Origin of the sequence: Actinoplanes sp. NPDC051470 (assembly GCF_040682035.1) — a bacterium.
Classification (GTDB): Bacteria; Actinomycetota; Actinomycetes; order Mycobacteriales; family Micromonosporaceae; genus Actinoplanes.
This window is the reverse complement of sequence record NZ_JBFBAA010000007.1, coordinates 124,708-136,198: the sequence shown is the minus strand read 5'-3', so window position 1 is coordinate 136,198 and position 11,491 is coordinate 124,708. Positions and strand designations below refer to the sequence as shown.

The 11,491-nt window shown below is 70.8% G+C and carries 12 protein-coding genes; 10 read left to right on the top strand and 2 right to left on the bottom strand.

The window, feature by feature from the left end; genetic code table 11:
- The first annotated feature begins 73 nt into the window (after positions 1-73).
- Positions 74-547, top strand: coding sequence for a hypothetical protein (locus AB0M54_RS15185; protein ID WP_364321074.1), 474 nt, complete (start codon positions 74-76; stop codon positions 545-547).
- Between the two features lie 207 nt (positions 548-754).
- On the opposite strand, the gene AB0M54_RS15180 is transcribed toward AB0M54_RS15185, so the two are convergent.
- Positions 755-1,645 carry an NAD(P)/FAD-dependent oxidoreductase gene (locus AB0M54_RS15180; RefSeq protein WP_364471541.1) on the bottom strand — a complete coding sequence of 297 codons (891 nt, stop codon included), beginning with the start codon at positions 1,643-1,645 and terminating at the stop codon, positions 755-757.
- Between the two features lie 47 nt (positions 1,646-1,692).
- On the opposite strand from AB0M54_RS15180, the gene AB0M54_RS15175 reads away from it, so the two are divergent.
- Positions 1,693-2,277, top strand: a complete 585-nt coding sequence (locus AB0M54_RS15175; RefSeq protein ID WP_364321080.1) for an XRE family transcriptional regulator — start codon at positions 1,693-1,695, stop codon at positions 2,275-2,277.
- Between the two features lie 442 nt (positions 2,278-2,719).
- Here the strand turns inward: AB0M54_RS15175 and AB0M54_RS15170 are convergent, their stop codons facing one another.
- The gene (locus AB0M54_RS15170; RefSeq protein ID WP_364321083.1) at positions 2,720-3,268 is read right to left on the bottom strand and encodes a DNA primase; all 549 of its coding nucleotides are present in this window, start codon (positions 3,266-3,268) and stop codon (positions 2,720-2,722) included.
- 244 nt (positions 3,269-3,512) lie between these two features.
- On the opposite strand from AB0M54_RS15170, the gene AB0M54_RS15165 reads away from it, so the two are divergent.
- The 8 genes from AB0M54_RS15165 to mctP all read left to right on the top strand — a co-directional run bounded on the left by AB0M54_RS15165 (position 3,513) and on the right by mctP (position 11,466).
- A complete protein-coding gene (locus tag AB0M54_RS15165) occupies positions 3,513-4,751 on the top strand; it encodes a helix-turn-helix domain-containing protein (RefSeq protein ID WP_364471538.1) in 1,239 nt (412 codons plus the stop codon).
- Positions 4,752-4,764: 13 nt separating this feature from the next.
- The gene (locus AB0M54_RS15160) at positions 4,765-5,331 is read left to right on the top strand and encodes a flavoprotein (RefSeq protein WP_364321089.1); all 567 of its coding nucleotides are present in this window, start codon (positions 4,765-4,767) and stop codon (positions 5,329-5,331) included.
- A gap of 8 nt (positions 5,332-5,339) precedes the next feature.
- Entirely contained in the window at positions 5,340-6,176 is an 837-nt protein-coding gene (locus AB0M54_RS15155) for a Nif3-like dinuclear metal center hexameric protein (protein ID WP_364471536.1), read from the top strand.
- On the top strand, positions 6,173-6,907 hold the full coding sequence (locus tag AB0M54_RS15150) for a C4-type zinc ribbon domain-containing protein (protein WP_364321095.1): 735 nt from the start codon (positions 6,173-6,175) through the stop codon (positions 6,905-6,907). The genes AB0M54_RS15155 and AB0M54_RS15150 overlap by 4 nt, the downstream gene beginning before the upstream one ends.
- Positions 6,908-6,983: 76 nt before the next feature.
- On the top strand, positions 6,984-8,120 hold the full coding sequence (locus AB0M54_RS15145) for a bifunctional RNase H/acid phosphatase (RefSeq protein WP_364471820.1): 1,137 nt from the start codon (positions 6,984-6,986) through the stop codon (positions 8,118-8,120).
- A 74-nt stretch (positions 8,121-8,194) separates the two neighbouring features.
- A complete protein-coding gene (locus AB0M54_RS15140) occupies positions 8,195-9,469 on the top strand; it encodes a glycoside hydrolase family 18 protein (RefSeq protein ID WP_364321098.1) in 1,275 nt (424 codons plus the stop codon).
- A 127-nt stretch (positions 9,470-9,596) separates the two neighbouring features.
- Positions 9,597-9,812, top strand: coding sequence for a DUF3311 domain-containing protein (locus tag AB0M54_RS15135; protein WP_364321101.1), 216 nt, complete (start codon positions 9,597-9,599; stop codon positions 9,810-9,812).
- Positions 9,813-9,816: 4 nt separating this feature from the next.
- On the top strand, positions 9,817-11,466 hold the full coding sequence (gene mctP / locus AB0M54_RS15130) for a monocarboxylate uptake permease MctP (RefSeq protein WP_364471533.1): 1,650 nt from the start codon (positions 9,817-9,819) through the stop codon (positions 11,464-11,466).
- The last annotated feature ends 25 nt before the right edge of the window (positions 11,467-11,491 follow it).

The window sequence follows — 11,491 nt, the reverse complement described above, 5'->3', positions numbered from 1 at the left end:
CCGGCGAACGGGGGCGGAGCGGGCGGGTTCGCGTCGGGGAAAACTGTCAGGGGGTGGCTCTAGATTTTCGGGCATGGATGACAACCGGTACCCGCCGCCGGAGGCGCCGCCTCCCGAGCTGTCCCTCGAACGTCAGATCACCGTCGGCCACACCCAGTTCCTGATCACCGCGACCGGCGCTCCCGACACCCGCATCGACCTGGCCGTGGTCGGCTGCGACCGCGACGGGCGCGTGCTGAGCGAGATCAGCGGAGGGATCTCGCGCGGTGAGCTCCCCGCCATGGCCGAGGTCCTCACCTCCACCCTGGCCGGGCTCGTCGCCCTGCACACCCAACACCACCGCGTGACGGCGCGCCGCCGCCGCGCGGCCAACCACGGCGCCCGCTGGAGTCCCGGCGACGACGAGCGGCTGCTCGCCCGCCACCGCGAGGGCGCCTCGCGGCGCGAACTGTCCGACGAATTCGGCCGCAGCCCGGCCGGCATCCGGGCCCGGCTCGAGCATCTGGGCGAGGTCGACCGCCCGGAACGCCCGACCACCCCGAGGTGATCCCGGCCGGCCGGTCCGAGCCGGGCGGACCGGCCGGTGGCCGGGTTGAGCGGAGGTCCGACATCCATGACAAACACCCGGTCCGCAACCGGGGGCGGCTCAAGTGGGCCCGGCGAGCGCCGATCTCGTCTGGTACCTGCGGGGAGTACCCGCAGGCGGGCGGGCCGCTCGTACCCCCTCGGCGATGCGGCCCGCCCGGAAACCCGATCACGCCACGTCGGCCATGATCAGGTCGACGTTGACGGCGGCGCCCGCGGCCAGGCCGGCGGCGGCCGAGCCGATCACCTGGGCCATCGGGTCGGCCACATTCCCGGCCGCCCACACCCCCGGCACCGCGGTGCGGCCGCTCGGGTCCTCGACGGCCAGGTGGGTGCCCATCCCCGTCGCGTGCTCGACCGGCTTCAGACCCAGCGGCGCCAGGAAGTCCACCCGTGCTTCGATCCGGGTGGCGACGACCAGGTGATCGCGGGGAATCACGGCGCCGCCGGCCAGGCGTACGCCCGCGTCGGTGACCTCCTCGACCTTCCCGGCGACGGTCTGCACGCCACGCCGGGCCAGCTGCCGGGCCTGGTCGGCGTCCGGGGTGAACGTGTCGTTGAGGAACAGCAGCAGGTCGCCGGTCCACTGGCTCCAGAGCAGCCCCTTCATCGCCGACATCGGCGAGGCCGAGGTCACGATCACCCCGATCGCCGTGTCCTGTGCCTCCCAGCCGTGGCAGTACGGGCAGTGCAACACCGTGTGGCCCCACCGCTCGGCCAGGCCCGGAATGTCCGGCAGGATGTCCCGCGCGCCGGAGGCGACGATGATCCGCCGCGCGCTCACCTCGCCGACGCGGAAGTCGCCCGCCACCCCGGTCACCTCGCCGACCTGCCCCGAGCGGAACTCCACGCGGTAGTGCGCCGCCTCCTCACGCCCGGCCGCGACCAGCGCCGCCGGCGACATCCCGTCCCGGGTGAGGTAGTTGTGCACGCCCGCGGCCGGTGCGTTGCGGGGCTCGCCACCGTCGATCACGAGCACGCTCCGCCGCGCGCGGCCCAGGGCGACCGCCCCGCTCAGTCCGGCGGCCCCGCCGCCGATGATCACCACGTCATAAGTCATGGGTCCGACGGTCCACCAGCCGTCGCTGCGTGGCAAACTTGCTTGCCATGATGGCAAAAGACGACGTCATCGCGGCCGTCGGTCCGAGGCTGCGGGCGCTGCGCAAGGAACAGGGCACCACGCTGACCGCGCTGTCCGAGTCGACCGGCATCTCGGTCAGCACCCTGTCCCGCCTCGAGTCCGGCCGGCGTCGCGCCACCCTCGAGCTGCTGCTGCCCCTGGCCCAGGCCTATCGCGTCCCGCTCGACGACCTGGTGGGCGCCCCGCCGACCGGCGACCCCCGCGTCTACGCCCGCCCGGTCCAGGCCTTCGGCCAGACCATCGTCCCGCTGACCAGGCAACCCGGTGGTGTCCAGGCCTTCAAACACCTGATTCCGGCCGGCAAGCGCACCGAGCCGACACCGAAGTCCCACGAGGGCTACGAGTGGCTCTACGTCCTGACCGGCCGCCTCCGCCTCGTCCTCGGCGACCACGACCTGGTCCTCCCGCCGGGCGAGGCGGCCGAGTTCGACACCCGCGTGCCCCATTGGTTCGGCAGCGCCACCGGCGAGGCCGTCGAGTTCCTCTCGATCTTCGGCCCCCAGGGCGAGCGCATGCACGTCCGCGCCCGCTCGACCGGCTCCAAGGCCTGAAGATCAACATCAGGCTGAGGTACGGGCACAGCACCTGCTCGCCGCCTCCGCGACCTTCATCGGCGGTCGCGCCCGTGCCGCGACCGCCGGGCGTTGCTGCCCGCTCACCCGAGGGTGACCGGCGCCGGAACGACCGGGCGGTCAGCCGAAGTTCGGGCTGAGGGCTCGGAGGGGCCGGTGGGTGCCGGCCGGGCGGCTGCCCGTGGGTCTGGAACCCGTGGGCCGGGAACCGGACGGACGGGTGCCCGCGTGCCGGAAAATCGCATTCACCCCTTCGGGTGACTCGACCTGCGCAAACCGTCCCACTACGTTGTCTCTCGACATGTGTGCCCCCGCCCATGCCCGTCAACCGACCGCTACCAGCGTCAACGATCCGGCGGTCGGGTGGGCAGCGGCGTGTCCGATTGTCCACATGACGCAACGCCCCGGCCGCGATGCGTGGTCAGGCGGCTCGGCGAGACGTCGAGGTCTGGCGCGGGACGGCGAGCCGGGGTATGGGCCGTGCGCCGGTCAGGTGGCGGGCGAGCATGCGTTGCACGGCGGCCGAGGCGGGCAGGCGCCAGCCCACCCGTTCCGGGGCGACCACCCAGCGGATCGGTCCCTCGTCGGTGCGCCCGGGGGCGGCCGGCACCCAGGAGCCGCGGCCGTGGCGGACGATGCCGAGCACACCCTCCAGGTCGGACCGCAGCGGCGCGCCCGGGCCGACCAGGAACAGCCAGGAACCGGCCGGCGTGCCCAGCACCGGGCCGCGCAGGTCGGGCAGGTCCAGCTCGGCGTGCAGCCGGGTGGCGCCGAGGACGCGCAGGCCGATCGTGTCCGGCACGGCCAGGGCGTCGAAGCGCAGGCCGGTCGCCAGCCTGATCTGTCCCTGTTCGACATCGTCGTCGAGCACCCGCCAGCCGTGCGTCTCGTAGCGACGGATGAACCGCCACCGGCGAAGCCGATCGAGGAAGGCGGCTCGGCCGAACGGCCGTCGGCGATTCCTCTGCATGGTTGGAAAACCCCCGGTCAAGGATCGGTACGGCCATATCAGCCGCGACTGCCGTGTCCAAGCACGACACGCGTCGTTGGTCCGCTCAGATCCACTTTTTGCAACTTGCATGTAAAAATACGAGTCTCGCCATGCCGGCGATCACACAGCTTGTGCGACCAGAGGTGGCACGTGTGGTCGACACTGCAGGCGACACAAGGGAAGCTCACCGGTGGGGGTCGCCGGATGAGTTGGGGAGGCACCCGTGGACGAGCTGCCGATCGGGCGTCGCGTCGCCTACTGGCGCGGCCGCCGCAAGATGTCCCAGCAGGTCTTCGCCGACCGGCTGGGCAAGTCGAAGAGCTGGGTCGACAAGGTGGAGCGAGGTGTCCGCCGGCTCGACAAGTTCTCCGTCGTCTACGAGATCGCCGATGTCCTGCAGGTGGATGTCCAGCTGTTGCTGGGCAAGGACGTCGAGCGCCGCCCGGAGACGCCGAACTGCATCGACCAGGTCGAGGTCGAGGAGATCCGCGCCGCTCTGGAGCGATATGACCAGATGAGCGCGTTCTTCCAGCCCGCGCCGCAGTGTCCGCCGCTGGACGAGATGCAGAAGGCGGTCAGCCACGCCTGGCTGACCTATCAGCACGCCAAGTACGGCGTTCTGGCGCGCACGCTGCCGAAACTGCTTCGGGACGCCCAGGCGTCGGACTCCGCGCACGCCAACAGCGAACAGAAGGAGCGGGCCGCGCACCTGCTGGGACAGGTCTACCAGATCGCCTCCTCGGCACTGCGCAAGGTGGGGGAGCACGAGCTGTCCTGGCTGGCGGCCGACCGGTCGATCGCCGTCTCCCAGCGGGCCGGCGACCAGTTGCTGGCCGGCATCGCCAGCTACCGGGTCGGCAGCGCGCTGCTCGCGCTCGGGCGGGCCCGTCCGTCGCTCGAGGTGAACGTCAACATCGCCAACCGGTTGGCCCCGGGCTACGACTCCGGCTCCGACCGCACCCGCGACGAGCGGCTGTCGGTCTACGGGATGTTGCTGCTCAACGGGGCGATGGCGGCCGCGCGGATCGGGGACAGCGCGACCGTACGCGACCTGATCAGCGGCGCCGAGCAGGCGGCCATCCAGCTCGGCGGCGACCAGAACCACTACTGGACCAGCTTCGGCCCGACCAACGTGCAGCTGCACCGGGCCGCGGCCGCGGTCGAGCTCGGCGACGGCCGGACTGCGGTGGAGATGTACGAACGCATCGACCACGAGGGTTTCCAGGCGATGCTCCCGGAGCGCCGGGCGCACTACTACCTGGACATCGCCCGCGGGTACGCCCAGATCGGCGACGTCGAGAAGGCCAGCGAGATGCTGCTCGAGGGCGACCGGCTCGCCCCGTCCGAGATCCGCTGCCGCCCGCTCGCCCACGAGGTCCTCTCCGACGTGCTGCGACGCACGCGGGGGACGCCGCCCGCGCCGATCGCGGAGCTGGCCGAACAGATGGGAGTCGGCGTATGAGGTGGGTCCGCACGTGACGATCAACCCCCCACGCGTGCTGTACATCCTGGTGTGCGGCTCGCCGATGGCCCGTGACGTGGGCAAGCTCGTCACGCTGGCGCAGAACGAGGGCTGGGAGGTGTGCGTGATCACGACTCCCGACGGCCGCAACTTCGTCGACGTCAACGCCCTCCAGCGCCAGACCGGTCATCCGGTCCGGAGCTGGTACAAGAAACCGGGCGAACCCGACCAGTTGCCCCAGGCCAACGCCATGATCGTGGCCCCCGCGACGGTCAACACGGTGAACAAGTGGGCGGCCGGCATCACCGACACCCTGGTGCTGGGCCTGCTCATCGAGGCCTACGGTTTCGAGATCCCGACCGCCGTGGTCCCGTACACGAACAACATCATGGCCCGGCACCCCGCGCTGCACGAGAGCCTGGCCAAGCTCACCGCGTGGGGTGTGCACGTGCTCTACGACGACCGCCGGCTCGGCAAGCCCGGGCACACCGACCATTTCCGGTCGCGATTTCCCTGGCGGCGCGCCCTGCAGGTGGTGAGCGAGAAGGTGACGGTGGAGCCCGGCGCGCTCTCCCAGTAGCTATAGAGTTGGCGGCCGTGACCACCACCGCCGTGACCGATGTCGTCGCCGCCCTCGACGAGCGTTACCCGCGCGAGCACGCCGAGGACTGGGACCGGGTCGGCCCGGTGCTGGGCGAGTTCGACGCCCCGGTCAACCGGATCCTCTGCGTGGTCGACTGCGTCCCCGAAACGGTGGACGAGGCGATCAGCGCCGGCGCCCAGCTGATCGTGGCGCACCATCCGCTCCTGCTCAAGGGCGTCTCCTCGGTCGCGCCGGACACGTACAAGGGCCGGATCATCCACCGCCTGATCCGCGCCGGCATCGCGCTCTACGTGGCGCACACCAACGCCGACATCGCGTCGCCGGGCGTCTCGGACGCCCTGGCCGACCGGCTCGGCCTGGCCGGCACCCGTCCGCTCGTGCCCTACCAGGGCAGCGACACGCTGGGCCTGGGCCGGGTGGGGACGATGAGCCCGATGACCCTGGCCGATCTCACCGCGTTCGTCGCGAGCCGGCTCCCGGCCACCGCGGCCGGGGTGCGCGCGGCGGGCGACCCGAAACGGATGATCGGTACGCTCGCCGTGTGCGGCGGCGCCGGCGACTCCTTCCTGGGCGTCGCCACGCGAGCCGGCGTGGACGCGTACCTCTGCGCCGATCTTCGTCATCATCCGGCCGGCGAACACCTCGCGAGCGGCGGCCCGGCCCTGATCGACGTCGCGCACTGGGCGAGCGAGCGGCCGTGGCTGGACGAACTGGCCGGCTGGTTGCGTGACCGTTTCCCGGTCGACGTGGTGGTGTCCGATGTGGACACGGACCCGTGGACTGTGCATGCTGATAGCCCGAAGAAGGAGTCCCGATCGTGAAGGCCGCACCGCAAGCCCAGCGGCGCCTGCTCGACCTGCAGGCCGTCGACACCGCCCTGGCCCAGCTGGCGCACCGCCGCCGCAGCCTGCCCGAGCTGGCCGAGATCGAGGCGGTCGCGCGGGAGATCTCCGCGCTCGAGGACGAACGCGTCCGCGCCCAGGTGGCGGTCGACGACCTGGACCGCGACATCACCCGGTTCGAGAAGGACATCGAGCAGGTACGCGCCCGCAAGGACCGCGACCAGAAGCGGCTCGACGCCGGCGCCGCCATGCGGGAGATCGAGGGCCTCCAGCACGAGCTGGCCACGCTCAACCGCCGGCAGTCCGAGCTGGAGGACGCCGAGCTCGAGCTGATGGAGCAGAAGGAGACCGCCGAGGCGGCGCTGGCCGACGTGAAGGCCCGGCTGGGCGAGGCGGTCGCCCGGCGGTCCGCGACCGAGCAGCGACGGGACGAGACGCTGGCCGAGATCACCAAGGAGGAGGAGTTCAAGACCGCCTCCCGGGGTCCGCTCGCCGCCGATCTGCCGGCCGACCTGGTCACCCTCTACGACAAGATCCGCACCGACTCCGGGCTGGGCGCCGCGCTGTTCCGGGCCGGGCGCTGCGGCGGCTGCCGGATCGAGCTGTACGGCGCCGACCTGAACCGGGTGAAGTCCGCCCCGGCCGACGAGGTCGTCCGCTGCGAGGAGTGCCGGCGGATCATGGTTCGTACCGCGGAATCCGGCCTGTGAGCGCGGGAGTCACGACGCTACGGTCCGGATCATCGCGGTGAACGAGCGCCGAACCGCCGAGCGCCGGCCGGCTCAGATCCACGTCGTCGTCGAGGCCGACGGCGGGTCGCGGGGCAACCCGGGCCCGGCCGGGTACGGCGCGGTGGTGCGCGAGGCGGCCACCGGCGAGGTGCTGCTGGAGCGGTACGCGTCGCTGGGCGTCACCACCAACAACGTGGCCGAGTACTCCGGCCTGATCGCCGCGCTCCAGGCGGCCGCCGAGCTGAACGCCACCCGGGTCGACGTGCGGATGGACTCCAAGCTGGTCATCGAGCAGATGGCCGGCCGCTGGCAGATCAAGAACCCGGGGCTGCGCCCGCTGGCCGCCGAGGCCGCGCAGCTCGTCGGGCGGTTCGCCGAGGTCACCTACGAGTGGATCCCGCGCGAGCAGAACCGGGCGGCGGACGCGCTGGCCAACCGCGCGATGGACGAGGCCGCCGGTAAGAAGGTCCCGGATGTGCCGCCCTCGCCCTCGCCCTCGACCTCGCCGGAGAAGGCGGAGAAGCGGGAGAGCCGGGCGACGCCGCGGTCCTGGGCGCCGCCGGCCTCGACCGAGGAGGCCACCCGGCTGATCCTGGTCCGGCACGGCGAGACCGCCTACACCAAGCAGGGCCGCTACTCGGGCCGCGGCGACATCCCGCTCTCCGACGAGGGTGAGGCGCAGGCGATGGCCGCGGCCGGGCGGGTGGCCGGGCTGGCCCGCGAGGTCGGCGCGGTGGTGACCTCGCCCTTGACCCGATGTGTACGCACGGCCGAGCTGATCGCGGCCGAGGTCGGCGGCGTCGAGGTGACCGTGCTGGACGATCTGATCGAGTGCGACTTCGGCGACTGGGAGGGTCTGACCTTCGCCGAGGTGAAGGAGCGCTGGCCGGGCGAGATGGACGCGTGGCTCGACTCGACGGCCGTGGCGCCGCCCGGTGGCGAATCGTTCGGCACGGTGGCGGCGCGGGCGCGGCGGGCTCTGGGGGCCGTGCTCACGGCGTACCCGGGAATGACCGTGGTTCTGGTTTCGCATGTCTCGCCGCTGAAGCTGATTCTGCGCGACGCGTTGGACGCGGGTGACGGGTTCCTGCATCGGCTGTTCCTGGACGCGGCCGGCGTGTCCATGATGGATGTCTGGCCGGATGGGAACATCGCGGTCAGATCGGTCAACGAGACGGCCCACCTGCGCTGACGTCTTGACCCGGGTCGATGCCCGCCGCTAGCTTCCATCACCAACAGGAAACTTTCTTCACTGTTGGAGTGCTCATGCGAAGTCCGCTCCGCCGTCTTCTCGCCGTGGGCGCCGCCATGCTGGTGTCGCTCACCGTCGCCGCCGCCCCGGCGCAGGCGCACAGCCGTCCGTACGTCAAGGTCGGATATTTCACCCAGTGGGGCATCTACGGTCGTCAGTTCCCGGTCGCGAACCTGCAGACCTCGGGCGCGGCGAGCAAGCTGACCCACATCAACTACGCGTTCGGCAACGTCACCGAGGACGGCCTCTGCGCCTCGGCCGACCCGTGGGCCGACTGGCAGGTGCCGTTCCCGGCCGAGACCAGCGTGGACGGCGTCGCCGACGTGGCCGGGCAGCCGATCGCCGGCAACCTCAACCAGCTCGCCGAGCTCAAGGCGGCCAACCCGCGGCTGCGGGTGCTGATCTCGCTGGGCGGCTGGACGCTGTCCAAGTGGTTCTCCGACGCCGCCGCCACCGGGCAGTCCCGCCGGCGCCTGGTCGACTCGTGCGTGGACCTGTGGCTGCGGGGCAACCTGCCCGGCGCCGCGCCGGGCGCCGCGGCCGGCATCTTCGACGGCATCGACCTCGACTGGGAATGGCCCGGCTCGGAGGGCAACGCCGGCAACGTGATCCGGCCCGAGGACAAGCACAACTTCACCCGGCTGCTGGCCACCTTCCGCGACTCGCTGGACCGCCTCGGGCGCGCCCGGCACCACAAGTACGAGCTGACCGCGTTCCTGCCGGCCGCCCCGGCCAAGATCGACGCCGGCTTCGAGGCCGACAAGATCTTCAACTACCTCGACTTCGGTACGGTGCAGGGCTACGACTTCCACGGATCGTGGGAGCAGCGGGCCAACCAGCAGTCGGCGCTGCGCGTGCCGGCCGGGGCGCCCGACAACCCCGACTTCTCGATCACCACCACGATCGACACCTGGCTCGACCGGGGCGCCCCGCGCGGCCGGCTGGTGCTCGGCGTTCCCTACTACGGCCAGGGCTGGACCGGGGTGACCGACGGGCTCTTCGGCGCGGCCACCGGCCCGGCGCCCGGCCTCTTCGCGGCGGGCACCGAGGACTACAAGACGCTGAAGAACCTGCCGGCCGAGGGGTACACGGTGTACCGCGACAAGCGCGCCGGACACACCTATCTCTACAACGGCACCACCTTCTGGACGTTCGACGACCCGGAGCAGCTGCTCCAGAAGACGAACTACATCAAGAACAAGGGCCTCGGCGGCGCCATGGTGTGGTCGCTGGACGGCGACGACGCGAATGCCACGCTGACCAGGACGATCGCGCGCGGATTGCGGTAGGAGCGGCTTTCCGGTGGTGCCGTTCGGCGCACCACCGGAGCCGTTCGGCGCAGGAAGATCGGTTAAGAACCGGTGTCGTCGTTAACCTCACGATTACCCTGTCGCTGCTCACGGGACGGTCCCGCCCATGTCCGAACCAACGCCTCAGCCGCGGAGTGACCGCAGCCCGTGGAACTGGTTGCTCGTCATCCCCATCGTGGTGCCGTTGATCACCCCGCTCTTCAACTTCGACTCACCGCGGCTGTGGGGATTCCCGGCCTTCTACTGGATCCAGTTCTCGTTCATCCTCCTCGGCGTGATCACCACGACCGTGGTCTACAAGATGACCACGAAGAGGCGGTGACCCAATGGGCGAGCACATCACCCAGATCATCGTCTTCGCGCTGTTGTTCCTGCTGGTCAGCGCGATGGGCTTCGTCGCCGCGCGGTGGCGGGCGCCGAAGGACATGGCCCACCTCGACGAGTGGGGGCTGGGCGGGCGCAGCTTCGGCGGCTGGATCACCTGGTTCCTGGTCGGTGGCGACCTCTACACCGCGTACACCTTCGTGGCGGTCCCCGCGCTGATCTTCGGCGCCGGCGCGACCGGGTTCTTCGCCGTGCCGTACACCATCGTGATCTACCCGATGTTCTTCCTGATCCTGATCCGGCTCTGGTCGGTGTCGCACCGCCACGGCTTCGTCACCCCGGCCGACTTCGTGCGCAACCGGTTCGGTTCGCCCACGCTGGCGCTGTTGATCGCGATCACCGGCATCGTGGCCACCATGCCGTACATCGCGCTGCAGTTGATCGGCATCGAAGCGGTCCTCAAGACGATGGGCATGACCGGGGACAGCGTGATCGCCCGGCACGCGCCGATCATCATCGCGTTCGCGATCCTGGCCGCGTACACCTATCAGTCGGGTCTGCGCGCCCCCGCGCTGATCGCCTTCGTCAAGGACACGCTGATCTACATCGTGATCCTGGTCGCGGTGATCTACCTGCCCTACAAGCTGGGCGGCTGGGGCAGCATCTTCGACGACGCGCAGGCCAAGTTCAACGCCTCACCGGCGCCCGGCGACGGCATCACGCTCAACGCCAACAACCAGCTGCAGTACTTCACCCTGGCCATCGGGTCGGCGCTCGCGCTGTTCCTCTACCCGCACTCCATCACCGGCGTGCTGGCCAGCAAGAACCGCAGCGTGATCAAGCGGAACATGTCGGCGCTGCCCGCCTACAGCTTCCTGCTCGGGCTGCTGGCGCTGCTCGGTTACGCGGCCATCTCGGCCGGCGTCAAGCCGCTGCCCGGCGCCCGGGAGGGCACGGTCGACAGCAACACTGTCGTCCCGCTGCTGTTCGACACGCAGTTCCCGTCCTGGTTCGCCGGGATCGCATTCGCCGCCATCGGCATCGGCGCGCTGGTCCCCGCCGCGATCATGTCGATCGCCGCGGCCAACCTGTTCACCCGCAACATCTACAAGGAGTACTTCCGCAAGGACGCCACCCACGCGCAGGAGGCGTCGGTCGCCAAGATCACGTCGCTGCTGGTCAAGGTCGGCGCGGTCGGCTTCATCATCTTCCTCGATCCGCAGTTCTCCATCGACCTGCAGCTGATCGGCGGCGTCATCATCCTGCAGACCGCCCCCGCGGTGGCGCTCGGCCTGTTCACCCGGTGGTTCCACCGCGGCGGGCTGATCGCCGGCTGGGTGGCCGGCATGGGCCTGGGCTTCTGGATGCTGTGGCAGATCCCGAACCTGGCGACGAAGCGGGCGCACTTCGGCGGCTCGGCCTTCCCGCTGTCCGACTTCGGGTTCGACACCAAGAAGACGATCTACGTCGGCTTCGTGACCGTCCTGGTCAACCTGCTGGTCGCGGTCGTGGTGACGCTGATCCTGCGGGCGGCCAAGACACCGGACGGCGTGGACTCGACCACGGCGGACGACTACTTCGCCGACGAGGGCGACCCGCGGCTGGAGTCCTCGCGGGCCAAGCCCGACGACGAACTGGCTTCCTCCACCTGATCCGCTCCCGGTAACACGGCGCCGC